Source organism: Bacteroides sp. NSJ-48, assembly GCF_014287405.1.
GTDB classification, from domain to species: domain Bacteria; phylum Bacteroidota; class Bacteroidia; order Bacteroidales; family Bacteroidaceae; genus Bacteroides; species Bacteroides stercoris.
In genome coordinates this window covers 22328-48350 of the sequence record NZ_JACOOD010000024.1, presented here as the reverse complement: position 1 = coordinate 48350, position 26023 = coordinate 22328, and the positions used below count along the sequence as shown (strand labels likewise).

The 26023-nt window shown below is 41.9% G+C and carries 22 protein-coding genes; 16 read left to right on the top strand and 6 right to left on the bottom strand.

Features of this window, described 5'->3' with window-relative positions; genetic code table 11:
* Positions 1-60: 60 nt before the first annotated feature.
* The 13 genes from H8S52_RS20165 to H8S52_RS12095 all read left to right on the top strand — a co-directional run bounded on the left by H8S52_RS20165 (position 61) and on the right by H8S52_RS12095 (position 16520).
* Entirely contained in the window at positions 61-534 is a 474-nt protein-coding gene (locus H8S52_RS20165; protein ID WP_016662631.1) for a hypothetical protein, read from the top strand.
* A gap of 226 nt (positions 535-760) precedes the next feature.
* Complete coding sequence (locus tag H8S52_RS12150; protein ID WP_231376915.1) at positions 761-1294, top strand: ankyrin repeat domain-containing protein; 534 nt, start codon at positions 761-763, stop codon at positions 1292-1294.
* A gap of 67 nt (positions 1295-1361) precedes the next feature.
* Positions 1362-1955 (top strand): hypothetical protein, encoded by a 594-nt coding sequence (locus tag H8S52_RS12145; protein WP_034536211.1) that lies wholly within the window; start codon positions 1362-1364, stop codon positions 1953-1955.
* A 285-nt stretch (positions 1956-2240) separates the two neighbouring features.
* Positions 2241-6674, top strand: a complete 4434-nt coding sequence (locus H8S52_RS12140) for an Imm5 family immunity protein (protein WP_016662634.1) — start codon at positions 2241-2243, stop codon at positions 6672-6674.
* Positions 6675-6685: 11 nt separating this feature from the next.
* Positions 6686-7177: a hypothetical protein gene (locus tag H8S52_RS12135; protein ID WP_186909906.1), complete on the top strand. Its 492-nt coding sequence runs from the start codon at positions 6686-6688 to the stop codon at positions 7175-7177.
* A 101-nt stretch (positions 7178-7278) separates the two neighbouring features.
* Positions 7279-7755, top strand: a complete 477-nt coding sequence (locus H8S52_RS12130) for a hypothetical protein (protein WP_259323372.1) — start codon at positions 7279-7281, stop codon at positions 7753-7755.
* Positions 7742-9322, top strand: a complete 1581-nt coding sequence (locus H8S52_RS12125; protein ID WP_186909905.1) for an ankyrin repeat domain-containing protein — start codon at positions 7742-7744, stop codon at positions 9320-9322. Before H8S52_RS12130 ends, H8S52_RS12125 begins: the two co-directional genes overlap by 14 nt.
* Positions 9323-9329: 7 nt before the next feature.
* On the top strand, positions 9330-10304 hold the full coding sequence (locus H8S52_RS12120) for an ankyrin repeat domain-containing protein (protein ID WP_034536213.1): 975 nt from the start codon (positions 9330-9332) through the stop codon (positions 10302-10304).
* A 30-nt stretch (positions 10305-10334) separates the two neighbouring features.
* Positions 10335-11321, top strand: coding sequence for a DUF1266 domain-containing protein (locus H8S52_RS12115; RefSeq protein WP_118206828.1), 987 nt, complete (start codon positions 10335-10337; stop codon positions 11319-11321).
* A gap of 30 nt (positions 11322-11351) precedes the next feature.
* Complete coding sequence (locus H8S52_RS12110; RefSeq protein WP_016662640.1) at positions 11352-12149, top strand: DUF1266 domain-containing protein; 798 nt, start codon at positions 11352-11354, stop codon at positions 12147-12149.
* Between the two features lie 201 nt (positions 12150-12350).
* Positions 12351-14666, top strand: coding sequence for a rhomboid family intramembrane serine protease (locus H8S52_RS12105; RefSeq protein WP_186909904.1), 2316 nt, complete (start codon positions 12351-12353; stop codon positions 14664-14666).
* A gap of 30 nt (positions 14667-14696) precedes the next feature.
* Complete coding sequence (locus H8S52_RS12100; RefSeq protein ID WP_117985273.1) at positions 14697-15797, top strand: toxin-antitoxin system YwqK family antitoxin; 1101 nt, start codon at positions 14697-14699, stop codon at positions 15795-15797.
* A 165-nt stretch (positions 15798-15962) separates the two neighbouring features.
* Entirely contained in the window at positions 15963-16520 is a 558-nt protein-coding gene (locus H8S52_RS12095) for an NAD(P)H-dependent oxidoreductase (protein WP_117985274.1), read from the top strand.
* A 97-nt stretch (positions 16521-16617) separates the two neighbouring features.
* Here H8S52_RS12095 and H8S52_RS12090 read toward each other — a convergent pair whose 3' ends face one another.
* Together H8S52_RS12090 and H8S52_RS12085 are read right to left on the bottom strand one after the other, a co-directional pair.
* A complete protein-coding gene (locus H8S52_RS12090; RefSeq protein ID WP_117985275.1) occupies positions 16618-18324 on the bottom strand; it encodes a lipid A phosphoethanolamine transferase in 1707 nt (568 codons plus the stop codon).
* Complete coding sequence (locus H8S52_RS12085) at positions 18311-19504, bottom strand: BamA/TamA family outer membrane protein (protein ID WP_117985276.1); 1194 nt, start codon at positions 19502-19504, stop codon at positions 18311-18313. Before H8S52_RS12085 ends, H8S52_RS12090 begins: the two co-directional genes overlap by 14 nt.
* A 284-nt stretch (positions 19505-19788) precedes the next feature.
* Between H8S52_RS12085 and H8S52_RS12080 the strand changes: the two genes are divergently transcribed.
* Entirely contained in the window at positions 19789-20217 is a 429-nt protein-coding gene (locus H8S52_RS12080; protein ID WP_022103419.1) for a DoxX family protein, read from the top strand.
* A 149-nt stretch (positions 20218-20366) separates the two neighbouring features.
* A complete protein-coding gene (locus H8S52_RS12075; RefSeq protein ID WP_005654124.1) occupies positions 20367-20921 on the top strand; it encodes a DUF3332 domain-containing protein in 555 nt (184 codons plus the stop codon).
* 91 nt (positions 20922-21012) lie between these two features.
* On the opposite strand, the gene H8S52_RS12070 is transcribed toward H8S52_RS12075, so the two are convergent.
* Positions 21013-23325, bottom strand: a complete 2313-nt coding sequence (locus H8S52_RS12070; protein ID WP_117742415.1) for a BamA/TamA family outer membrane protein — start codon at positions 23323-23325, stop codon at positions 21013-21015.
* Between the two features lie 79 nt (positions 23326-23404).
* Here H8S52_RS12070 and H8S52_RS12065 point away from each other — a divergent pair, with 79 nt between their 5' ends.
* Positions 23405-24178 carry an RNA methyltransferase gene (locus H8S52_RS12065; protein ID WP_016662650.1) on the top strand — a complete coding sequence of 258 codons (774 nt, stop codon included), beginning with the start codon at positions 23405-23407 and terminating at the stop codon, positions 24176-24178.
* Here the strand turns inward: H8S52_RS12065 and H8S52_RS19965 are convergent.
* From H8S52_RS19965 to H8S52_RS12055, 3 genes are read right to left on the bottom strand one after another with little or no spacing between them, the layout of a single operon-like run.
* The gene (locus H8S52_RS19965; RefSeq protein WP_117906275.1) at positions 24117-24455 is read right to left on the bottom strand and encodes a hypothetical protein; all 339 of its coding nucleotides are present in this window, start codon (positions 24453-24455) and stop codon (positions 24117-24119) included. The two genes, H8S52_RS12065 and H8S52_RS19965, sit on opposite strands and share 62 nt — an antisense overlap.
* Positions 24452-25396: a DUF4296 domain-containing protein gene (locus tag H8S52_RS12060; protein WP_117954593.1), complete on the bottom strand. Its 945-nt coding sequence runs from the start codon at positions 25394-25396 to the stop codon at positions 24452-24454. Before H8S52_RS12060 ends, H8S52_RS19965 begins: the two co-directional genes overlap by 4 nt.
* The gene (locus H8S52_RS12055; RefSeq protein ID WP_005654120.1) at positions 25393-26022 is read right to left on the bottom strand and encodes a lipoprotein signal peptidase; all 630 of its coding nucleotides are present in this window, start codon (positions 26020-26022) and stop codon (positions 25393-25395) included. Before H8S52_RS12055 ends, H8S52_RS12060 begins: the two co-directional genes overlap by 4 nt.
* Position 26023 lies beyond the last annotated feature (1 nt).

Below are 26023 nucleotides of genomic sequence, written 5' to 3'. Positions count from 1 at the left end.
AACAGGGAAAGGTAATAGCTGAACGCTATTCTTTGCCAAACAGTTACCGATAATCGTGCAATGAATAAAACAGTCCAGTCCATAATATCCTTGATACCTTTCAGTATTATACTGATAATCATAACATTATTTTGTGGCGGTTTAGGCTTTGGTCGTCTGTTCAGAATATCTGGTATTATGGAATATTGTTTTTTAAGTATGCTTACAGTTATAGATATACTGGTAATCTACAAGGTCTATAAATTATATATAACGCAACCTAAAGTTATAATATTATGGTTAGGGTTGGAATGTTGTTCTATTCTTTTGTGGCTTGCCTTTATCTGTATAGACCAAAGTTTGTTGGAGTGGAAAATTACAAACTTCATATTGCAAGTTGTCGGTTTGGAGGGTTTCGAAGGAGATGAACAGGGATTGAATATGCTTGCGGTCTTATGTGGTATTATTTATCCTTTTATTGGGATTGGGTGTTTATTCACCGGATTGGGAATTATAAACAAATCAGCAGCAAGGAAAGAGTCATTTATAAACTAAAAAAGAAATAGAACTGCCTGTAAACGCCGGTTTCACCTTATGACTGCAAACTGCCACCCATTGCCCAAAGCAACGTACAATTGCGCAAGTTCGATATAATGTCTATCGCAATGATAGACTGATAATGAACAAGATACATAACTTGGTAAATATGAATATAATAAACAGAATGTTACTTTCCCTTGCAATGTTTTGTTGTTGTTTGAATGGCGTAAAAGCAACCCCATTGCTACAAGATACCATACAGGATAAAACCTACCGACTTTATCCGTTGGGAATTGCTTGTCGCAACGGCGACATAACAACCATAAAACAGTTGCTGGCAGGAAAAGATGAACCGATGGCAATGAGTAGCGATTGTTACGAATTTGATATACTATATACAGCAATCTACTTTAACAAAGAAGACGTGCTGAAGTATGCCCTTACCCGATACAAGGACATTAACGATAGAGTATATAGCGATGAATACGGACTTACACTCCTGACATATGCCTGTAGATTGTCCAACGTAAAGTTAGCCCGTATTTTGTTGGAGCATGGCATTCACGTAAATGGCTGTCAAAGTCCATACGACACCTACAAGGTATATCCGATTATGGAAGCCATTGCCAATAAAAACATAGAACTGGTACAGTTGCTTTTAGAGTATTGTGCAGACCTTGAAATAAAGGATAGTAACGGCAACACTCCTTTCACTTTAGCAAAAGAAGCAGGTTCACAAGAGATTGAAAATTTACTTTTACAATGGATGAGATAACAAAAGGAATACTGACAATGCAGGATAACACACGGGCCATTCTCTGCTAAACCATTAGATATAACAGATGAAAGCATTTCTATTATATTGCTTATTTCTTTTTCCACTTAGCTATGCCATAACAAAAGATAGCTATATGGAACAAAATTCAACAAGGCGTCATTCTTCAGCTGGACAGGACACCCTCTATATTGAAACAGAAAAAGCAGAGTTTGAAATTATATATAGGCTATGCCTGAATCAACAAGGTAGAAAGAATGTTGTCTACGAGCTGAAAACAGCAGATGATAGCAGCATTGATTTTGTACAAAGCTATATGGTCAATGGAATAAGAAAGTTGGATTGTTTTGCTGTATATGATAATGTGGCAGATGGAAATCGATTTTTATTCTATGATTATGAAAGTAAGGTTATTCACATGACACCAGCTTGCTTTTCCGATTTCTATCCGATATGCAGTTCTGCAGATTTTTCAAAAGGGGAAGTCTTGTTAATAAATAGGCACTCTCATTTAAAACAGCCGAATGACACAGTAAGTATTGATAGTAAGGTGACTTATGTACCATTTAACCGTAATAATCGAATTATAAAGGCAAAGTTGGTTCCATATACCCAAGTTGAAAAGGACAAAATATATCAAACAACGGAAGATAACACCTGACAGTAACCCTCTCTATTCCTGCTAAAATATTAACAATACCCAACAATGACAGTAATCAGTTTATACTGTTTTTCGCATCTTTCAGTTTAGACTTATACTTATTCGGCAAATGAAGATGGAGAGGCTGTGCAGGACAGTAATAGATTGTATAGACTTAAGCAACAACAGAAGTAAAATTGCAATATTTTTTCATTGGAGAGACTTTAACAAAATAAAACAAACCACTCGGTTGGTTTTTATATTTCTTTTCATATATTTGCGACCATATGATATTATTTCAGTCACATGGGCAATGTTTATAAACAGAAAGGAAGCATCGTTCTGTACAAGGAAGAAAGGAACGGTACGGACTATATACAGATAGAGTATGCAAATAGTCCGACTGTCGCGCTCTTGCTTGCTTATGATGAGGACATAGAAACAACGGGCAGCGGCTGGGCTTATATGGAAGCTGCCTCTTTCAAACCAGTCGATTTCCATAAACGCTACTCCCCCTATGCTTTCATTGATTACAGTAAGGTCTATTCCCTACATTTCCTACAGCAACAGAATTTTATTCCTTCTATCAAGCCGGAAAAAACTATTGAAACTCCGGATTTTCCGAGAAATTTGATAACAGAAGGATTAATGGAAATTACCTTATCTGCACAAGGGCATCTGTCCCGCCCGTCACGACATAAAATTTTACGGTCACTCCGCTCCTTACGCATGGTAGGAAGAATAGGCATATTATGTGCCTTTAAGGTTTTGCCAACTTGGAGAAAATGGTCAGGGAACAGCTATGAAATTATTGAATTGCTCCGAAAGGCAGAATATTATTTATGGGGAAAAACAAATGAAAAGGATGTGATAGAAGCGGCAGACCGTATATCTGCCCTCGTACAAGGATATGATTATGGAACCAATTCTGTTCCATTTATGGCTGGTATGTCGGCAGTGCGGGCAGCTTATGCCGTAACGGCTTCCAGCCTCAGTGAAGAAGTTTTTGAAAATGATGGGCAAATTGACTCCGACAAATGGGATGCAGCATTTTTGGCAAGTCTTTCCTATAATAAAGGAACAGCAGATATAGAGGAAATCGACCCCGAATTAAACAGAAAATTTTGGACGTGGTATCTTACATGCTGTATTCCACTCGTTTACGAAAGTGAAAAACATCCCCGATATTATACCGATAACAGAATTAATATCCCGATACCGGCAAATTGCAATGCAATATTGTATGACGGCATCAACCGATTCAACTCTGCACTCGACTCATATGTTCATGCTCCTACTAACAGAAAAGAGATATTGCGTATGCAGCCGTATGCAACAGACGAAAAACTTGTCCGCATAGTAGCCGGTTTTCTGCAAGGCTATTGCTGCATTCCTTCCAATGCTCAAGAACTGGAAAATTATTGTATGATAGGACATTTCTATTATGACATTATAAGATTCTGGTATTGTGTGGCTTTATTGGCTCTATCTTCAGATTCTGCAGCTCTTGACTGTCTGACAAGACTTACCCGTACCCTGATGGAACAAGGTCCGGGAGATCTACATGTTTTATACCGCATACTGTTGCTGCTACCGGAACAGAGTTCTTTAAACAGACTACGCCAAGAACTGTCTGATTATTACAAGAATACGATTCCAACTCTTATAGCTGCCCAATGGCTGGCAGAAGCAGAGATTCCTTATCCTGATGATTTTGAATGGAACCTATCTTTTCATTTTACTTCCAACGGGGAAATGTTTCCCACATCAAATAATCGAGAAGAAAAGAAAGCATGGCATATCCTAAGAGTTGATATGTTTGGTCCAAGAACGCTTTTCAATGACTACACGCGTTTCACAAGTTATCAAATTTATCTGCGCAATGGTGACCACAGTATTCATGGAAGTTGGAATGAGAAAGACGGTTTCCTTATACGAGATGGAGAATCATTGATGGAGGATGAACTTTATACTCCTAACCTTCTTGTACTCCTAATGCACAGACTGGCTGAGTATGGTATACGGTTTTCGAAAGTTCCGGCAAGACTGTATGCCAGCAAAGGAATATCACAGAAATCTGTAGAAAACTGGATAAAGAACGTAATGAAAGCGTATGAGGATGATAGGATGCAAGAAACTCGTGACAATGCCCTCGATATTCTCAAATACGAAGGAGATATAGAAGATACGGTAGTAGAATTGAGAAAGAAGTGGGGAGATGTTGTTTCCGTATTGAAAGATAAACGTTTTGATGAAATCGTAAACCAATATTCCTGTTTTTCACATGAGATTGGTATATCTGCCTTAGGACAAGAACTTACAGCTTGCGGATATGCTCTTTACAATTTAGACGAAGATGATATTTATCTGTTGGAACTGATTCCGCAGGCAGAAATGGAAGCTTTTGAGAAGAAATGTCACAAATACGGCCAATATTGCAAACTACTCAAACAGCCGCATCGTGATTTCGGCATACAAGCCAGGCATATTGCCCCACGCAAGCAGATGCCGCGTATGCAAATGGTATGGCCCAATGACAATATCTGCTATATTACAAGAGGCTTTGCCGGTTATTTCGCCTATGGGGAATGGAAACAAGAAAGCAAGATAGAATGGCAAGGAACATTTATAGTAGATTTGCGTGTTGTCCCTCTTCAACCGGTAAAATTTAAAACGAAGAAAATCCATAGTTTTATATATTCGAAAGAACTGGACTTTTATGCAGCATTGTATTCTACCTCTTTAGGAGAAATGCCCGTTGCCGGAAAGAATCCTTTGGAAGCAGAGAAATGGCCGCGTGTGTGTGATTTGAGTGTTTACGATAAATATGAATTCCAGTGGTGCGGACATTATCTCTGTTTGGGGGATGTCCATAGTGCTATTGTTCACACAATGACAGAACATGGAGTAAAATATGTAAGTCGAATCATTTTACCGGAAGGTTTGATATATGCTCCCAGCTTCGGGATAGATGGAAAGGGAACGTTATATATAGTAATGGGGGAATACAGCCAATCAAAAATTATCCGATATGATGATAATGGGAAATATATAACTATGCCATTTTCCATGTCCGGCTATGAAACATTCTATACTGGCAGCAGCCCTGTACCGAATACAACACGCCTTCTTTTGCTACATGAATATACAGTAAGTAACAATAGCGGAATATGGCTGGAACCGGGATTGCTCGACCTTGATATGGCAACACAAAGATGCCGTATCGCTCCATTGCATCACATCGGTGACGGTTTATTCAGATTGCGTATATTTTACGAGGACTGGATACTGATAGAGGGAGACCACTACACGAACGGAAACCGTTCCGATTATGCACGCCTTTGGAACTGGAGCACGGATGAAGTTTTGCGTATCCGCCCCGGCGTGTTTGGCAGCGAATCATTCAAGGCTCTTCATGCGTTGCCTAACGGTACTATTGTAGTAAATACACACCAACACACTGATGACATACTCAGCTTGCCGGAAGATTTATGGAATTTTCTTCGCACGGCAAGCCGTCCGAAAAAATTAGGCTATTGGCTTAATTACCCGAACCCCTATCCAAACATAGACTATTTATTGCCACCTGTATCGGAAGATGTTAGCCTAATGCTTGCTCCACCATATGTGAAAACACAGATTACCGGGCAACAGCCGGTGGAGAAAATTACTCCAAAGGAGTGTTCCACTTTGTCGGCAACAGATGGAGTGGAAATAACCGAAGGCATGTTAAAAATTAACGGTCAAAAAATCAGTCTGCCCTTGTCATATACAACAATGGTGAACATTTTCGGCAGAGAGAAAGTCGTATTTACCCATCGGAACATGCAAGACGGTAACGGTAAGATGGTACAATATGATAAACGAAGTTTTCTTATTTGGGACAAAGCAGGAGTAACAGCTATCCGAAACGAAGAAAATATCTATAATATTTCTGTCATATATTTATGGGTGGCTGAGAACAAAAAGTCCATCTCTTCTTTGCCTGCTCCCACCGGACTGTTCGACTGTAAAATTACGGTAGACGGAACCTTATGGTCCCAAAAGGCGGATATGACTACCCGCAGTGGAGAGATGGAAATCGTAGCATCCTCATCGGGCGGTTATATGGAAATTACATTTGCCCGTACCCGCGACCAGAAAATCACTTGGCAGAACTATCGGAAGATAATGGTTGAAAACTTCCAGTATGCACTTATAAAAAGAGATTGCATCAAACAATTGGAAAAGAATATCCGCATAGGTAAACCGACTAAAAATCTGACGGAAAACGTACACCTGTTGGAAGAAATGAGCGAAACATTTCTGGTTTGTATGATTCAGGCCCTTCATGCCGGATATGCTATGGGACGGGGTGAACGTTATCTAAAAAGCAATATGCTTTTGCCTCTGACAGAAGCAGCAATCAAATGCATTGAACATGGTACAATTAAATCTTCCGATATGCTCTCCGTATATTCGGGTTGCGTACTTCTCAATTGCGAAAAAATGACTATGAAGCGGTTGAGTGAAATTATGATGAAAAACGGTGTTCGTGATTTTGTATTTGACACACTTATCCGATATCGTATTCCAGATTGGGAAGTCACGGAATATACCGTATTTCCGGAGGTAAAGGAATGGATAACTTCACAAACGAAAAGCCGGAACATGACAGAAGCAAGAGCCGCATTACAGAAGATTTCTTGTATTTCAGAAAATATCCTGATAGCAGATGCGCTGATTACATCAACATTTTAAATATAAATAGTATGGAAACAACAAAAACAACCGAAAAATTTCAGAGTGTGCATAAAACTTTCAGTTACACTCCCAAAAGTGCATTAACCAATCAATGGTCAAGTCTGGCATTTGGAATAGGTATGGTTATCGTGCCCTTGATTTATCCTTTTGGATTACGTATCAGACGGACTGTCATCCTCTCTCCAGAAGTCTTGTCTACGATTTTGATTATTTGTGGGGCGCTGCTGCTTTTAATGACATTCTTCAGTATACGCAAGGCACGGGTATTGGCTGCACAGGGAGGAACCATTACTGTGGATAAAGGACGGGTGACATATCCTGAGGTAAATAAAAACAAAATCGAATATAACTCTTTCCTTATTTCCGACATCAACTATATAAAAGACGATGATGAAGAAAATCAATTTAAAGTAAGTCTTCCTGATAAATACATCATATTCGAGATCAAATATTTTGCTTCGCAGGAAGACTTTGATGAGTTCCGTTCTTTATTTAATTAATCAATTCTTTATAGCCTATAACAATTTGATGATTATGAAAAACAAATAATGCCGGTGAAATTAAAATAAAACAATAACTTTTATAGCTTATGACACTATTTGTGGATAAACAAAAAATAACCGGCAAAGAAACGGAGCAGTTGTTCTCAGCCGGAATATCGCTTTTGCTCAGCAAGGCATATCCGGCTGCTTATTCATGCTTCAACCGTATTTCTGATGAAGATTTCAGTGTGCTATACAACAAGGCATTGTGTTGCTTCATGGTAAAGTGGTATGACGAATGTTACAGATTGCTTTGTGAGTCGGAACAGCTTATGTCCGGAAGAAATATTACCCGTGAAGCAGAGTTACCCGAAGCATTTCTCCGTTATGACCATGCCGAAGGGCATCCTTTTCATCCCATGCCGCAAGGTATTCCGGAAACCTTGGCATACAGGCAGTTGCTGCTGTTAAAGGCAGAAACGGCTTTCAGACTACATCTGTATAGTGAAGTCAAGTCTATATCCGCTTGTTTGGGAGGCAAATACAAGCATATTGAGAAACTGATAAATAATATAGCTGACAATGATAACTTGTGAAGAAATATATGACTTGCATACTACTGGTGCATTGGAATCCGCTTTATGCGAGGCATATAGGGAGATTCCGCTTGACAGCAGAAATAGCATGCGGAAAAATGATACTCCTTTGCATATGGCTTGTGCATTTGCCGATGAGAATGCGGTGCGCATACTGCTGGAACGTGGAGCAGATGTAAATGTAAGGAATGATGATGGAGACACACCATTATGTGTATTGGCCAAACGTAAGTGTTGCGGGAAAGAAACCACGATTGCCGGTATCGCCGGACTGCTGGTTTCCAAAGAAGCGAGAGTTCCGCGCTCCGGAAAAAATACGACCGCCCTGATTGAAGCTGTGGGCAACCGGCATTTTCTGATGGCGGATATTCTTTTAATGTCCGGTTGCCGCATTGATTCGACCAATTCAAACGGTAACAATGTACTTCACGTCATTTGCCAATCAGCCGGAGACATTGTATACGACATCAAGCGTACAAAAGAAAGAATAGCAGACTTCTCCGAACGGTGGTATTCGGAAAAGGATAAACGGGAAGCATATGAAAACATGGAATATCTGGAAGAGGCAGACAGACAATGCTTTCTAACTGCAAAACGTATTTTAGAAAATGGGCAAATAGATACAGAAGACAAGAATAACATCGGAAAAACCGCTCTTGATATTGCTTGGGAAACAGGAGCACGCAGAATCGGAGCACTACTGTCCGGACAAGATCCTGATACAGATGAACTTTCTGCGCTCATCGGAGGCTTGGATGTTTTTCAGGCATTATGGTACAAAGATATGATAGCTTTGGATGCTATTTTGCGATCCGGAACAGAATTGCAAACCGTTTGCGAGGATAAAAAGCTATACGATTTCAAAGGCAGATCACCTTTGGCCTGCGCCCTTTTATGGGACAATGCCGAAGCTGCGGAAATGTTGCTGAGAAGCGGGGCAGACCCGGACTTCAAGGATTTGGAAGAGCAGACAGCTTTTGCCGTATGGCTTAAAAAAAGAAAACACGGCAGTGAAAAGAAAGAAGACTGCCTGCATCTTCTTCAGTACTTGATGCAATGCGGATGGAATCCGGAAAAGTCTGCTGATAAAGAAGGTAACACAGCATTGTCTCTTGCCTGCCGGGAAGCTGGATGCGAATTAGGAATTTGGGCTGCCCGGTATCTCATAGAGAACGGGGCAGATGTCAATACTGTTAATTTGCAGGGGCAGACTCCGGCAATGAATCTCTACGGAGGGTGCTTTTGGGACGGGAACATTCCGCGTATTGCCATTCTGCCGAGGTCATATCCCTATGGAGGACGTTATTGTACGGCAGAAGATGCCGATATGCTTGAAACCCTGCTTGAAGCCGGTGCAGATGTAAATGCAAAAGACAAATGGGGCAATACCTTGTTGCATTACATTGCAGGAAGTTCTCAAAGAGGAGCAAAAGAAGCGGTCGGCTTGGTCATGGACTTTGGGAGACCGGATGTGAATGCCGTGAACAATGAAGGAAAGACCGTTTTAGACATTGCAACGGAAAAGAATGACGAAGCTCTTATAAAATTTTTATTGAAATATTATTGAGAAAAGTATGGATAATAACATGACTTTTTTAAATGCATGCCGTAACGGACAGAAAAGCATCGTACAGATATTCTTGAAAAAAGGAGGCATTGATGTAAACAAACGGGATGCAGAGGGTAATACACCGTTATATTATGCTTGTTTGAAGGGATTTAGAGATATTGTAGGCCTTTTGCTTGACAGCGATGCAGATGTCTCCATTGCAAACAACTGTTCGGAAACGCCCTTACATGCAGCTGCCAGAAGCGGAAACAAGGAAATAATAGGAAAACTGGTACAATATGGAGCGGATTTGGATGCAACAGATAAGGAAGGATGTACACCTCTAATCCGTCTTCTCGACAATAAACGTTCTGATGCAGCTTTGTTCTTGATAGAACAGGGCGCAGATACGGAAATAGCGGATAACTCAGGACACAGAGCAATAGATTATGCCACTGCTCACGGGTTGCGGGAAATCGTGATATGCTTGTCCGTAGACGGAACAAGCGATGCACACGGAAACACACCTCTTCACCAGGCTGTTTTCAACGGGCAGTCTGAAACAGTCCGTGCATTACTTACCGCTTCGAACGACATGTTGAACACACCCAACGATGAGGGGGAAACGCCACTGATTATTGCTTGTATGAAAGGAAACCTTACAGTAGCGAAACTATTGATTGACGCCGGTGCGAACGTGAATAAGTCTCTTCTGAACGGGAATACTCCCCTACACTTTGCAGCCTGGTCGGGAAACAAATTTATTGGCCGGGACTTGATAACGGCAAATGCGCAAGTGGATGTGCAGAACGAACATGGAGAAACTCCGCTCATTCTTGCAGCCAGAGAAGGAAATAACGAGTTTGTCTCACTTCTTGTGGAGCATCAGGCAAATGTGAATCTGGCAGATAATCTTCAACGGACGGCATTGTATTATGCCAGTGAGCGCGGATACAACGAAATTACGGAAATTTTATTGGCGGCAGAAGCCGAAGGATAATTTATAAACATCATTAAGAAGTAAACGGATATGACAAAAGAAAGAACAGCCCCTCAAAGTCCTGAGGATATGGCAAAAGCGGCACAGGAAGCCGCAGTAAAGGCAGCAATGGAACAGGCCCAATCTATGTTCGGGAGCATTCCGGGATTTCAGATGCCGGAGGGTATGCAGGAACAGATAATGACGCAAATGACAGCTGGTATTCCCAATATGGCAGAAATACAGGCACAGCAGGAAGCGATGCTGAAAGCAGCCGGAATCGGTATGGAAACAGTAGCGGAAGCAGGGCGGCAAAACATGGCATTTGCCCAACAGATGATGCAGGGCTTTTATGATATGGAGAATCTGAATGAGGAATGGACTATCAGCAAAGCCGGTGACAGTAAACTGGATGCAGGTCAGCTTCGTCTGTTGGCTTTCGGTGCGCCTATGTTGGTATATAATGACGAAAATGTAGACACTATTGATTGCGAAAACGATATTGACAGTATCAAATGTACACTTCGGGAATGGTGGAATGTGACAGACCGGGAAAGTACACTGGATATTGTGCGATGGCTGCTTGAGGAGGGGCATCATGCCGAAGCAGACCGGGCATTGGCAAAAATTCGCAAACGCGGATTGGAAAACATATCGGCAGAGGAACACTGTAATGGGGATGACAAGATGGAAGATGTTTATTTGATTGCAGAGGAAATGCAGAAGAACGGCTGGTGTCCTGCCGGACAAATGCCTCAGAGTGTCATCGCTTGGGATTTGGTGCGTTTGGTGAACCTGGGACGTTGGGCATATCTTTGCGATTATATCCGTGAAGATGAGATGTGGCATATCATGCAGGTAGCGGCAGATACTGCACTCGAACACTTTTCTTCATGGGAAGAATACGGACGGAGTTTCATCATGGGGCGTGGAGTATGGCATGGCGATCCGACAGACAGCGAAACAGCATACGAGATAGTAGAGCTTTTGCTGAAGAACAGTGAATCACCCTGGAAACAGTCTATGTGGAAAGAATAACGGCAGAAACCTTTATAAGTATGAAATAATATGGACAACAATTTTTGGATATCCGCTGCAATAGCTGCTGTTGTGGGTGGGGCCTGGCTTTTCAAGAAAGGGAAAAGTGCATATTCATTTATCAGAAAAATACGCAGGTCTTTTAAAGGCGTATGTCTGAACCCTAAATCAAGATTGACCGACGAGCAATGCAAGAAGATTGCCATCGGTGCTATGTATGCCTCTCAGCAAGGAGCATATCAAAACTCGATAGAAACCGGTATTCCCGATATGCTTCCCAAAATACTTGGAGAATGGTGGGGAATTGAGACTACGGAAGATGCCCGGAAAGAACTGGACTATCTTTGCCAAAAAGGATACCGGTATTATTTTCCCTTTGTCTATCAGGCATTCCTGCTGGACAAACCGGAAGAACAAGATGAAATCTTTCAGCAGAACATGACTTCTCAAGAAGATTACGACAAGATTGTCATGCAATTTCAGAATTTGCAGGAAACCTATGAGGAACTCCTTTCCTACAAAGTGATTGTGAGCAAGGAAGATTTAAAGCGTTATGGCGTTGCCGGTTGGGATGCGGGACGAATCTGCTTCCTTGCCCGTGCTTGCTGCGAAATGGACTACATCTCCGAAGCGGATGCCTGGAGATACATAGATGTGGCATACGACATGGCACATTCGGCATTCTCTTCGTGGAATGATATGGCTATGAGCTATGTTATCGGACGTTCCTTGTGGGGAGGAAAAAGTGCATACAATTCTGTAATGAAAAGTACTGCCGATGAATTGCTGACACATGAAAACAGCCCGTGGAGAAAATACGTTTGGTAAACAACTTTTCTACACTCTACTTTAGTAAGAAACCGGCTTTTCACAGATACCGCATTATCTGTCTTGTCTGTATGAAATGCGGTTTCTTCTATTTATAATTTCAATTATAGGACATATATCATATATGTAGCACAAGAAAAAGAATAACACAAGCAATATATATTATAACTTGTGTTTACATTTATTCTATATAATTTAATTATGGCAACAGGATTCAGACCGAAATATGAGCGGACAATAGAGCTAGCCGGATATTCAGCCGAAGAGCTGATGCTTCTTGCCATTGAAGCATCCAAATCTCTCGGTTGGCAAGCGGGCAGTATAAAACGTGATAAATCAGATTTTTATACGCCTACAAGTTTTAGATCGTGGCAAGAAAAGGTTATTCTTTCTGTAACAGACGGGAAGGACGGACAACTTCTTGCTACAAGCATATGCACATCCATGCAGTTTATGGACTGGGGAAAGAACAAGCAGAACCTTAATAAGCTTACAGCTACCATGCAGCAGTTGCAAAATGTTCATAATATCTCTCCGACGGAAGCCGATACTGCAAATAAAACCACGTGTGCGTATACTCCGGAAGAAAAGAATACTGTCATTTCTCATATCCGTCACTTCTATGGAGGTATTAAAGGCATTACAAAAAACATTGTTTCACCGTCAGGAGTGGAAATCCTCATTGTTGAACCAACAAGCAGGTTTGACTGTTATACATTGGTAACATGTGGAGCAGGTGCTTCTGTTATGCCGGTGCCGGATAAAGCAACTCCTTCGAGGTGTGAATTCTGTATGTGTATGCCACCAACATGGAATACAGAAGACTCATGGCCGATTGACTGGCTTTTGCAATGTGTCTCATGGCTTCAACAAGGGAATTCCTGGCTTGCATGTGGGCATTCGCTGTCCGATGGTACACCGTTGCAGGATGATACTCTCATGACATCCATGTTGCTTACCATTCCCGAAGAACGGGACAAAGGTGCGGAAAACTGTCAACTGCCCAATGGAGATTCTGTGGCTATTTACCAACTGGTTCCTGTATATACGGAAGAAGTTCTGTTCAAACAAGCCAATGGCATCATTCCTCTATTGGACAAGATGAAGAATGTATCATATATTGTCGATACACACAGAGAAAACACATGTAGAAATTTTTCTGCTTTTGAAGAAAACGGGGATAGTTCCATAAGCATGGATGAAAAAGCGAATGCTTCCTTACGTTCAATTCTGACAATCCGTAAAGGGAATATGGCAACACCCCTGCTTGTTTATATCAATATTGCCCTATTTGTCGTCATGTTGATATGCGGAGTGAATCTGCTTGCTCCGACAGGAATATCCATCATAAAATGGGGAGCGGATTTCGGCCCCCTTACACTTACCGGCGACTGGTGGAGGACCATTACCTGTAATTTCATTCATATAGGAGTGATTCATGTTCTTATGAATATGTACGCACTGCTGTATATCGGAATATTCCTGGAACAGCTTATCGGCGGAAGGAGACTTATAAGCGCATATTTTCTGACAGGATTGTTTTCGGCTCTTGCCAGCTTGGCAATGCACCCTGAAACCATAAGCGCCGGAGCTTCCGGTTCGATATTCGGACTTTATGGAATATTCCTTTCTTATCTGGTGTTCCATCACAGGATAGAAAAAGGGCAACGCAAGTCCTTGTTATACAGTATCGGTTTCTTTGTATTCTATAACCTTATGTCCGGTGCAAGAGCAGAGGGCATAGATAATGCCGCCCATATTGGCGGACTTGTGTCCGGAATCATATTAGGCATCATATACTTGCTGACTGACCGGTTTGCAACGAAGAGAACCTCTACCCTCTTTATATCGATTACGGAAATTTCTTTTGTGCTGATCTTTACGGCGCTTTTTGCAGGACAGACATCCAACCTGCCGGCAGATTTTATAGAAATCAGAGAGATGTGGGAGAATGGTACACTTGAAGAATACGCACAAAACGTTTCTTCTGAAAAAGATACTATTGAAACAGATCCCAACACCTCGTACTATATGCCGCAAAATACAACGGATGTTTCCACTTTCACCGGAAGTGAAACAGATTTGGGCAACGGGATGAAAGAATACATAAATAATAACTGTGGCTTCAGTTGCCAATATCCGTCAACTTGGGAAACAATAGGAAAATCCGATACGGAACAGATATTGCAACTTCGAGGACATGGTGTCAGCAGTTTAACCGTTAGCTACATCAAAGCTCCTTCTAAGGAAGCAATGGAACATATGTATGATTTATTGATTAATTCCATGAAAGACTCCCGGTCAGAAAACATAAATATTCATGGAAAAACATTCGAAAGGATTTCGGGGAAGATGGAATGTGCTGTAGCAGGCGGTGGAAGTATCCATATAAATCAGAATATTGTTATCCATATGAATGAGAAGACACTGGAAAACTTCATCATTACTTCCACAACATCTGATGACAGTTCTGAATCCGAAATTCAGGAGATTATAAAAACCATAAGAATAAATTAGACAGTGAAAAATATAAAATATTCAACGCTTATGAGGAATAGACTATTATCTCTGCTGCTCCTTTCACTTTACGGGAGTATGCTCTTTGCACAAGAGCCACTGGATATTAACGATGTGGAACGAGTTCCATTGGGAGATTTTACATACCAATGGAGGAATATATATGACCGTACTCCACTACATGGAAAGTGCCGGATTATATTAAGCTACAGGTCTTACACCATAGCCCATTTCAACAAGGATGGCATTCTCGATGGATTATACGAAAAATATGAAGACAATCATCTTGTACAAAAGCTGACCTATGTAAAAGGTATACTAAGGGGAAAAGGATATGAATATTACACAGACGGTACTGTGAAGAAAGAATGTGTCTGGAACGAACAAGGTAAGATAGACGGGTTGATGATAGAATACAACCGGATAGGAAGAACGGAATGGGACTACAAGAATGGCGAAGTGGACGGACAACAACGAACATTCGACAATAACGGTCAATTAATCACGTTTGTTTCGTACAGTAAAGGTATGCAGCATGGTCCTTTCCGCATCTATGAAGAAGGCGGTACTGATATGCCGCCTTTTATAAGAGAGGGGTATGCTTGGGGATGGCGCGGCAAGAAAGGCGAATATAAGGAAATCTGGGCACTGAGCGGAAAGCCGAAATGTATAGAGCATTACACAGAGAAAGGCGAGAAAACCGGCCGGTGGCAGGAATGGGATGAAAACGGGAAACTTGTCCGAGAGGAAAATTATACGGAAATGCCATATTATTCTGTGAAATTTGACAAGAATAGCTATCCGTTAGAACGGTACTACTATAATGAGGACCTGTCGGTGAAGAGCATACAGGAGTTCTATCCCGGAACGGACAAGATAATGAAAGAAGAATATAATCTTGATTTCAAAAACTTCAAGCGTGACTATCGTCAGTTTTATGAAGACGGTACAATACAGGAAGAAGGGCATATGAAAGGCGGAGAAGTGGTATTTGCCAAAGAATACTATAAAAACAAGCAACTGAAATGCGTCAAAAAGATACAAAGTGTATATGGATATAAAATTCTCACCGTTACGGAACTATATGATGAATCCGGGAAGCCGTTACCTATTCCCTCCGGTACGTTCTAACTAAAAAGCAGATTTGGATTATTCTGCTTGTCTCAAATTAAGGATAATGCCGGTATCGTGAAAAGGTGTCAAAACACTGGCACAACTTTTTTGTTATATATCTATGTTTTAGTATTTTTGTAATCAATAGGCAGCTATTTCTAATTTATAAAAAATATACTCTATATGGATAAAGGTATAAAACAAGTTGTGATTCTTTTGGCACATCCCGACATTAAAAGTTCGCAAGCCAATAAGGTATTAATGGATGCTGTTAAAGAAATGGAAGAAGTGGCAATATACAATTTATATGAAATGCGTCCGGAAGATGCCTATAATATTGATTTATGGAGCAAGATTATATCGCAGGCATCTGCTCTTGTGTTTCAATTCCCGTTATATTGGATGTCGGCTCCTTCCTTGTTGAAAAAATGGCAGGATGAGGTATTTACTTATTTGGCTAAAACTCCGGCAGTGGCAGGAAAGGCATTATTGGTAGCGGTCACTACCGGTTCCGAATACAGTGCATATCGCAGTGGGGGAAGAAACAACTTTACAATGGATGAATTGTTAAGACCTTATCAGGCAAGTGCCCTACATGCCGGAATGGTATGGCAGACACCTGTTGTCGCATACGGAATGGGAACGGCAGATGCCGGGAAAAACATTGCAGAGGGAGTTAATAACTACAAACTGAAAATAGAGTCCCTAATAGGAAAGAGTCACGTAAGCGGTGATTGGTGATACTCCAACGGCAATGCCCATAAAATAACAGAACCAAGCATCATTCGTCTGAAATTTCGAATGGTGCTTGGCTGTTTTAGTAATCGGCATATTGATTTTACCGGTATACTATCCCTTTCGTTTGCAGCATGGTAAAATCCTCTTCACGCATTCCTATATCGTTCAATGAACGGGCTTCGTTATGGTCATTGAGGTATACTCTGTTTTTTTCGGTATATGAAGCATTTATTACAGACAATGAATCGTTTCGGCTGGGTGTGTCTATGCCACCTAATTCCAGCATCGTCTGGAAGAAAGATGCACTGGATGAAATATTTTTCTGTCGGTTTATCTCTGCATTTTTAAAAAGGTCCGGATAATTCTTCCGATAATTGTCGGACATCCATATCAGAAAAGGCACGTGTATCTGATAATAGGACGGAACGGGTGAAGCATGCAGGAAAAGGTGACGGTCATCATCAAAAATATCCTCTCCATGATCTGAGGTATAAAGCATTGCCGCATCTATGTCCTGTTCCTGTAACATCCGGATGAGACGAGCCAGAAAATTATCTGTATACCGGATAGAATTATCATAAGCATTTATCAGATTATCCTTATATTTCAATTCTGCATCCACCGGAAAATCAGGCAAAAAGAAAGCGTTGTCCGCCGGATAGCGTTCTCGATAATTAAAATGGGAACCATAGGTGTGGAGAACGATAAATTGCTTGGAAACATTTTCTGCCAACTCGGCGGCTACCAGTTTCAAAAGTTCATCGTCCGAAGGGTTGTAACCACCATCTCCTGTATCTTCTTTAATGAAATCGCATATATCGGCTTCTTTTCCAAAGAAATCGATGAAAGAATGGTTATAGCGTTGATTGGAAAAGAAAGCAGTCCGGTAGCCCGCTTCCTTAAATGCTGTGATAATTCCTTTTTGCCGATAGATGGAATTGAAGTCGTGCGCCGTAACCGAAGACATCAGCATAGGGACACTTTTGTGCGTAGTATTGGATTCTGTCAGTACATGAGAGAAGGCTGTCAATCCTTTTATTTTGGTAAGTTCCGGATTCGTATTGCGGTTATACCCGTAAATAGACCAGTTAGCGGCACGGGATGTCTCTCCGATTACCATAACATAAACTTCCCTATTCTTCTCCGGACGGGTGGTTTTTGCCTGAAAAGTAAAATCTTTAGAGGTTTCCGCATAGTGTTGTGTCTGTGCAGTACGTTGGAAGGCAAGTGCAATATTATAACATACGTTTGCCGGATACAAATCCGATTTCAATTCATAACGGGCATCAAACAGATAAGCAGCTACCAATGACAGAATTCCTGCAATGACCGTTATCCCGGCACGTTTACGTTCTCTGCGAACGAACATTTCCGATAGTCTCCGTTTCTTGCTGACGGCCACCGCAGCCAAAACCAGTGCCGGTATATATAGCAGCACAACAATAATAATGGCGGGAATCAGGTTATCCAGCAATTCCAAAGCCTCACCGGGATTTGTTGTCACCAGATTGAGAAACATATCTACTGCAATAACAGACTGGCCAAAAAGATATAACAATACAATCTGGAATGCTCCAAAAAACAGGAAAGGAAACAATATCCAAAAAGTCTTGCCACAATTTCCCGACCAACTCATTATCATATGATATATGGAGAATGGAAGCAATACATTGCACACCTTCGCCACAAGTGGCATAGGCTCAGTAAAACATAGTACGATATTGGGTACTATCAGAATTATCAGGAACAAGTAATACAAGTTCCCTTGGTTTTCAAACCATTTTTGAATTTTTCTAAAAAGCTTCATTGATATTAAATATAAATCCGGTCTGATGTTTGCCAAACCCTAAATCCAAACGTACATTCACCCTCTTTTTAAATTCCCAGCGATAGCCGAAGCCATAATTAGGAAGAATATGCTTCACGTCAAACTCGGAAAACTTTGGGAAAACAGTCCCCGCTCCTACCCATACAGCCACTCCGTTTCGTTTCCATACATGCTGGCGAAGCTCAATCTGAGCATCCATGGCACATTTGTCACGATAACGCCCTTCATAATAGCCACGCATGGAATACGAACTGCCTAAAGTTGCCAACAGTCCCCAAGGTGGATTTCCGTAATTGAGCAGTGTATGAAACTGCCCCGCCAGAACGCCGCCTTTCCATATGGTATGATAATACCTCGTATCCAGTTCTGTACTGCTGAAAGCATATTTATTTCCCAAAAATGCCGGACTGAAACGTTGGTCTATCCTCAAATAGTATCCTTTATACGCATTTGTCAGGAAGTCGCGCGAATCATAAAGCAACGATAAACCTACACTTAGATTCGTAGTACGCGTGCTCATGCCTTCCCACAGTTCCGGTTTTTCAAAACCATGTCCGTATACATAATCGAATACAGCCATGGGACCTACGTAGAAATTACGTGCCAACCGGAACATAAAGTCCATTTTCATCTGTGCTTGAAAGCGGTCATAATCGCTCTCATTGTTACTGTTGGCACCATTGTCGTATCCTGCACCCCAATACAGACTGGGAAAAGAATAGAAATACAGATTGTAGTTCAAACGATACTTATCATGAGGAAACAAATGCGTTCCACGTACTCCCAACAGATAGAAGCCTACCGTAGAAACATCTCCATACAATGATACATTGGAAGGCGGCAGAATCGTATCGTTCCGGTCGGAACGGTAAAGCCCCGCAGCCACCAGTCCCAACCCTAATTTGGTATCGCTGGAGTAGTGCGGTCCGCCGATAATGCTAAAATCGAATTTCTTATTTTTCTTTTCTTTATTGGCATCGTTAAAATAATTCAGAAATTTTCTGAAAAAGTTCCGCTTTACAGGAACAGAATCAAGAATGACGGCAGAATCCATGTCTGCCGAAGTATTTGCTTCTGCCAAACGTGTTTGTGCATGCACAGCAGTTACAGCCACCAACAAGATTAAAGATAACAGACATCCTTTTAATTTTGTGTTCATTCTCTATTATTAAGAAAACCTCGAAACAAAGTTAGTTGTAAATAGTTCATGTTACAACAATGTTACGGGGCTTTTTGTTTCCGTTTCTTCCTATTTAATGTCTGTTATTTCCTTAAAGTATTGTGGGCGTAAAGAAGCGTTTGTTTATATTTGCAGCCTGGATGTGGAGTTACTTTACCTACGATCTGTCATTACGGATAATCACCACACCATTAAAACGGAAATAAACATTTATTCATTCTTATTTGTTAAGAACATATATCAACTTAAAAAAACGAATGATTATGTTAAAACGATTTTTATTTCCTACCAATCCGAATGGCGTTTTTATATCTGTTATATTATTAGTAGTCAGAATTGTATTCGGTATTCTGATGATGAATCACGGTATTGATAAATGGGCAAACTATCAGGAACTTTCTACGGTGTTCCCCGATCCTCTCGGCATCGGCAGTCCCCTTTCTCTGGGATTGGCCATCTTTGGCGAACTGGCATGCTCAATGGCATTCATCATAGGCTTCTTATACAGATTGGCAATGATTCCTATGATATTTACGATGTGTGTGGCATTCTTCATTGTTCATGGCAATGATCCGTTTGCGGTAAAAGAACTTGCATTTGTTTATTTGGTGGTATTTGTATTGATGTATATTATAGGACCGGGAAAATTTGCCGTAGACCGCTGGATTTCCCAATCTCTTTCTCGCAAATAGAAATAAATAAGGCTCTTTTATTTTACAGAATACTGTTTTTTTGCAGCTTTTTTAATGTCTATGTTATAAAAATGGTTATATTTGCACTAGTATATATAAATATTGAGATTTTATCTCAATAAAATACAGTAAAATAAAAGAAAGTTATTATGAAAAAGTTCAATTTGAAATTGGCTGCAACTGTAATGGTATGCGGTGCTTTTCTTTTCAGTTCATGTATCGGTTCTTTCGGATTGCATAGCAAGCTGTTGAGTTGGAACGAAGGTATTGGAAATAAATTTGTCAATGAGCTTGTTTACCTGGCATTCAATATCATTCCGGTATATGGTATATGCTATTTGGCAGATGCTTTGGTTATCAATTCTATTGAATTCTGGAGCGGAAGCAACCCTATGGCAAGCATTGGTGAGGTAAAGAAAGTAAAAGGCGAAAACGGAAACTATCTGGTAGAAACTCTTGAGAACGGTTATTCTATTACAAAAGAAGGCGAAACCGCATCTATGGAATTAATTTACGATAAAGATTTGAATACCTGGAATGTAGTTGCAGAAGGCGTCAGCACTGAACTTTTGCAGATTAACAATGACGGTACTGCACAGATGACTTTACCAAACGGTGAAGACCTGACCGTTACTTTGGATGCACAGGGAGTATCTGCTGCACGTCAGGCAACTATGGTCAATACCTATTACGCCGCACGTTAAGAGTTGAAACAAGATAAAACAGAAAGGCTGCGCAATGTTCGTCAAAGAACCGCGCAGCCTTTTGTTTTTTCAGACGGATATCTGCTTGGCATCAGAATGGATATCCTACCGCAAAATGAAATGCAAAATCGCGGCTGAATTTAGGATGTATAATAGGGAAATGCTCCTTTTTAGTGTTATACACCGGATTGACAGCTTTCATACCACCGTCAAAGCGCAGGACAAAGAAGTCCAGATCCAACCGTAGGCCCAATCCGTAAGCTACGGCTATCTGCTTATAGAACTTATTGAATTCAAACTTCCCGCCCGGCTGGTCTTTGTAATCGCGCAAGGTCCAGATGTTGCCCGCATCCACAAAAACCGCTCCTCTGAACTTCCAGAAAAGGCGTGTGCGGTATTCGATACTTGCATCCAACTTAACATCTCCCGACTGATTCATGAAGTTTCCGTCACCGGGAAACACACCGGGACCCAAATCACGTACCGACCAACCGCGTACACTGTTTGCACCACCGGAGAAATAACGCTTTTCAAAAGGCACAATCGTTGCATTGCCGTAAGGGACGGCTATGCCGGCTCCCACATGGAATGCAATGGAATTGCGGTTGTCTATAACGATATTCTTGGCAAAATCGAAATCCCCTTTGACATATTGTGCGAATGGGATACTCAGCAATGAATACTCCCCGTCTTCATTCTTCTTCATGTTTGTCATTCTGGCAAAAGCATACAGAAGATTACCGGCAGACTCAAAATTAAAGCGAATAGAATATGAGTTGCCGATGATTGCATTATTCATCAGGGCTTGCCCTGCGCTATTGTATGTATAGCTATATCCTGTGCGGACAATCAGACGGTCGTCGTAGTTGTATTTTAAAATATAGTTCTGTTCGTTATTCAAATATTTGTCGCGGAACTCCTGCGAAATGGAAGGCATATACAGGTAGTTGATATCCAGCAAATCAATGCGATGCTGAGCACGCTGACGTTGCAATCCCCATTTATAACTCCAATTGGCAGAAGCAATGATGCGTGAAAACTCCGGACGTATCTGATAATTATACTGTACGCCAAATTCCGTAGTAGCACGTATCTTCCTCCGGAAGTCGTTGGAAAGAAACGGAAAGAGAAACCGCGGAAAGTTGATCGTTGCTTCCGCCCCTAATTCCGTGTAGTCCTCGTGGTTATATCCGCCTTGCAAACCAGATACCGCTTCGTAAGCCCCCCGTAGCTTTATCATAAAAGTCTCGGAACCCTTGAACATATTCCGGTTCTGAAATGATACGGATGCGGCAGCTCCCAAGTCTCCTGCGGAGTTGGTTCCTTCCAATTCAAATGATACGGACTGGTATTTGCTCTTTGTCAGCATTACGTAGGCATTCAATTTGGCTGTATCGCCTACCTGCGTTTCAAAGAAACGGATATTGGTATATTTCAATGCCTGCAAACGTCCGAAATTGGAATAGGTACGTTGCACATCCGGTTCGTTGTACAAACTGCCCGGCACAATACTCAGATTATTGGTCAGCACCTTCGGGCGCAAATAAAGTTTATCCTTATAATATATGGGAAAACCCTTGTAATGTACGGAGTCGTTGATTTCTATGCTGCTCAAAGCAGATGATTCCAACACATTATAATCCGTTATAAAATTTACCTTGTTGATGTAGTACTGCCGATGATTTTGCGGGCTATCGTCATTGTGCTGCCGAAAAGGCGCCAGATGCATGGTTACATCCACCTGGTAGGTATTCCTCACCGTATCTGCCGTATAAGAAATATATTCCTTATTGAATTTATAATATCCGTTACGGAGAAGATTGTCGGTAATGCGCTGACGTTCTGCATCCAAACGGTTTACATCGAAATACATTCCTTCCGTCAGATAAGTACCTGCCGAATCCTGCCGCATATATTCTCTGATTTTCTCGTCTCTGATATCGTATTTAAGAGAGCGAATCTTATAAGGTTTCCCACTGGACACCTTATAGGTCAGCTTCAGCTTCTTCTTCTTTATTTGTACAACCGGCTCTACGGTGGCGCTCATATAGCCCATGTTTTGTACGGCTTTTTTCATTTCCTCACCGGAGCGCTTCGTTTCTTCTTCCTTATAAATGACCGGAGCGTCCCCTATGCGCCGCAAAGTACGGTTTATCCAACGTGCAGAGTCTCTGCCCGACCAGTTATAGACATACAACTGTGTCTTTATCAGGCTGAACCATTTGGCATTCGGATTCTGGCGGACATACATCGATAGGCCTGAAGGCTTGATTTCCCTGTTGTCCGTCTGTATGCGCACCTCGTCCAACAAATATGAACCTTCCGGCACATATTTCGTGGCAGAACATGAAGCTAATAAGAGTACGGCGGTAGCAAATAGTGCGTAGCGAAAGCCTTTCTTCATACTAAGTTATTAATTGCGCATAAAATACTGCAAATATAGAAATAATCATGTACTTTTGCCAAATAAAACCGAACAACTTATGGCACTGAGCAAGAATCGCATTAAATATATCCGTTCACTGGAATTGAAAAAGAATCGCAAGGCCGATAAAGTATTTCTGGCAGAAGGTCCGAAACTGGTAGGAGATTTGCTGGGGCACTTCCGTTGCCGTTTCCTGATTGCAACTGCCGAATGGCTTTCCGCCCACAGGCATTTGGCTGTGGAAGATGTGACCGAAGTTTCCGAAGAGGAACTTTCGCGCGCCAGCCTGCTGAAAACTCCCCAACAGGTACTCGCCGTGTTCGAACAGCCGGACGAATCTGTGGATGTTTCCGTCATAAGCCGCTCCCTTTGCCTGGCATTGGACGATGTGCAGGACCCCGGCAATTTGGGAACAATCATCCGCCTTGCCGACTGGTTTGGAATCGAACATATCTTCTGTTCGCCCAACACGGTGGATGTCTATAATCCTAAAACCATACAGGCTACCATGGGCGGCATCGCACGGGTGAAACTGCATTATACTTCCCTGCCCGAACTGATTGCTTCACTGGAAGACATACCGGTATACGGCACTTTCCTGGACGGAGAAAACATGTATACACAACCGCTTTCGGCGTACGGACTGATAGTAATGGGGAATGAGGGCAACGGCATAGGAGATGAAGTGGAACGGCTCATCAACCGGAAACTGTACATTCCCAATTATCCGGCAGAACGCGAAACTTCCGAATCTTTGAATGTTGCCATTGCTACCGCAGTAGTTTGTGCCGAGTTCCGGCGGCAGGCAGCAATGTTGCAGTGTCAAAATTAGGGAAATAGACAGGCATTAGTCCGCAACTTCCGTCAATAAAGGATGGCGGAGTTATTAATAAATTCCGAGAAGCGTTTGTCAAGGAGAAAATTGTGTCAGGTTCTTTCAACTCGTTTTGCGTTAAAAGAACGATTGCTCCCGGCAGCCATTCCACATTTTCCATCTCTTCGGTTAATGGAAATAAGCGTACAACTATCCCCTCTTCCGTCTCTATCGCATATTGTTTGAGATAACCGTATGCGGGCAGGAATAAAAAATGTGAAGCGAAACGTTTCATTGTTTTTCTGTGGTTTGGAGCAATCTTGGACGCGGACGCCTTTCAGAGCGATGACGGACAGTATCTTTCTTTTCACTCTGCCGCTTCAGTTCTGCCGGTTTGCCCGGAACGGGTTCTTTCTTCAGTTCTTTGTCGCCTGCCTCAAGGCTATCTGCCGGGGCCTTGAACAAGGTATCCTTTGCGTGGTAGCGCATCAGGCTGATGCGGTCTGCCAACACATCCCGTGTGGATTGCTGTGCAGGATAATAGATAAAGCCTCGTATTTCTTTTATTTCTCCCAATGTGTCGGCAAATAAAGAAATAGTCTCCGTACCCGATTGCTTTACCTTGAGCATATCGTTCAGCGTATCTTTGGCATAAAGAACCTGCATTGCCATTAAAGGTGCGTGCAGACTGTCGGGTGTTCCGTTCAGGAAACGGAAACGGACTGTCCAACGCAGCGTATCTCTGTCCTTGAAATTGGTGTCCGAAGGAAGTGTGAAAGTCAGTTTGTTGTCCATCGGAGTTCCGGTAAGATAATAGATGTGCCGACCTCTCCATACGTCTATACTGTCGCCCGGAGAAGATTCTTTGGGCTTGTTGTCGCGCAAGGCTATTAAATGATTGATGCCGTCCCTCTCGGCTTTCAACCGCTGGTTTACTTTTTCGTAGACTTTTGTAAGGGCATCCGGATGGCGGGCATACCACACCATGGAAGTATCGAAGTCGGCCTGGGTAATGCCGTGTTTCCTGTAAACCGATTCAATGTACAGCACACGCTTATAACTTTCGCTGTAAGGAACCTCCTCTCCCATTGCCTTTGCTATGTGGAAGTCATAAAGTACGTTTTCCATTTTGGCGTCCGATATAACCGTATCAGGTCTTTTAACCTGACATGCCGTCAGACCGAACGCCAGAAGGATTACGCTATAATACCATTGAATCCGTCTTTTCCTTTTCATGATTTCTTTATAACATGATAGGAATCATTCAAATACTTACTGTAGAAGAGCAACAGCGCTATGATACCGCAACTGATTGCCGCATCGGCAAAGTTGAAAATCGGGCTGAAGAAGATGAAATGGTCTCCACCTATGAACGGCATCCACGCAGGCCAGTTTGTTTCGATAATAGGGAAATAGAACATATCGACCACTTTACCGTAGAGCAGCGGAGCGTATCCGCCGCCTTCGGGCATAAAGGTTGCCAGTTGCGAATAGGTGCTTTCATTAAACAGCACTCCATAGAATACGCTGTCGATGATATTGCCCAGCGCACCCGTCAGGATGAGCGAGACACAGACAATAAACCCTGTTTTCATTCCATGCTTTATGAACTTGTACAGGAACCAGCCTATCACTCCTACCGCAACGATTCGAAATGAAGTAAGGAACAATTTCCCGAATATCTCCAAACCGAAAGCCATACCGTTGTTTTCGGTAAAATAAATGTAAAACCAATCGGTGATGCGTATGCTCTCATGCCAATACATGTGCGTCTTTACAATCACCTTGATTACCTGATCGATAATCAATACCGAGAAAATAACGAGTAAGGCTATCCGCCCTTTCGTGAAAAAATTCTTCATC

Coding starts and splice junctions, on each gene's coding strand:
- H8S52_RS12055 (WP_005654120.1), bottom strand. CDS start 26,022: ATGAAGAATTTTTTCACGAAAGGGCGGATAGCCTTACTCGTTATTTTC.
- H8S52_RS12075 (WP_005654124.1), top strand. CDS start 20,367: ATGAAAAAGTTCAATTTGAAATTGGCTGCAACTGTAATGGTATGCGGT.
- H8S52_RS12090 (WP_117985275.1), bottom strand. CDS start 18,324: ATGAAGCTTTTTAGAAAAATTCAAAAATGGTTTGAAAACCAAGGGAAC.
- H8S52_RS12140 (WP_016662634.1), top strand. CDS start 2,241: ATGGGCAATGTTTATAAACAGAAAGGAAGCATCGTTCTGTACAAGGAA.
- H8S52_RS12125 (WP_186909905.1), top strand. CDS start 7,742: ATGATAACTTGTGAAGAAATATATGACTTGCATACTACTGGTGCATTG.
- H8S52_RS12135 (WP_186909906.1), top strand. CDS start 6,686: ATGGAAACAACAAAAACAACCGAAAAATTTCAGAGTGTGCATAAAACT.
- H8S52_RS19965 (WP_117906275.1), bottom strand. CDS start 24,455: ATGAAACGTTTCGCTTCACATTTTTTATTCCTGCCCGCATACGGTTAT.
- H8S52_RS12080 (WP_022103419.1), top strand. CDS start 19,789: ATGTTAAAACGATTTTTATTTCCTACCAATCCGAATGGCGTTTTTATA.
- H8S52_RS20165 (WP_016662631.1), top strand. CDS start 61: ATGAATAAAACAGTCCAGTCCATAATATCCTTGATACCTTTCAGTATT.
- H8S52_RS12065 (WP_016662650.1), top strand. CDS start 23,405: ATGGCACTGAGCAAGAATCGCATTAAATATATCCGTTCACTGGAATTG.
- H8S52_RS12070 (WP_117742415.1), bottom strand. CDS start 23,325: ATGAAGAAAGGCTTTCGCTACGCACTATTTGCTACCGCCGTACTCTTA.
- H8S52_RS12085 (WP_117985276.1), bottom strand. CDS start 19,504: ATGAACACAAAATTAAAAGGATGTCTGTTATCTTTAATCTTGTTGGTG.
- H8S52_RS12105 (WP_186909904.1), top strand. CDS start 12,351: ATGGCAACAGGATTCAGACCGAAATATGAGCGGACAATAGAGCTAGCC.
- H8S52_RS12145 (WP_034536211.1), top strand. CDS start 1,362: ATGAAAGCATTTCTATTATATTGCTTATTTCTTTTTCCACTTAGCTAT.
- H8S52_RS12060 (WP_117954593.1), bottom strand. CDS start 25,396: ATGAAAAGGAAAAGACGGATTCAATGGTATTATAGCGTAATCCTTCTG.
- H8S52_RS12120 (WP_034536213.1), top strand. CDS start 9,330: ATGGATAATAACATGACTTTTTTAAATGCATGCCGTAACGGACAGAAA.
- H8S52_RS12095 (WP_117985274.1), top strand. CDS start 15,963: ATGGATAAAGGTATAAAACAAGTTGTGATTCTTTTGGCACATCCCGAC.
- H8S52_RS12110 (WP_016662640.1), top strand. CDS start 11,352: ATGGACAACAATTTTTGGATATCCGCTGCAATAGCTGCTGTTGTGGGT.
- H8S52_RS12100 (WP_117985273.1), top strand. CDS start 14,697: ATGAGGAATAGACTATTATCTCTGCTGCTCCTTTCACTTTACGGGAGT.
- H8S52_RS12115 (WP_118206828.1), top strand. CDS start 10,335: ATGACAAAAGAAAGAACAGCCCCTCAAAGTCCTGAGGATATGGCAAAA.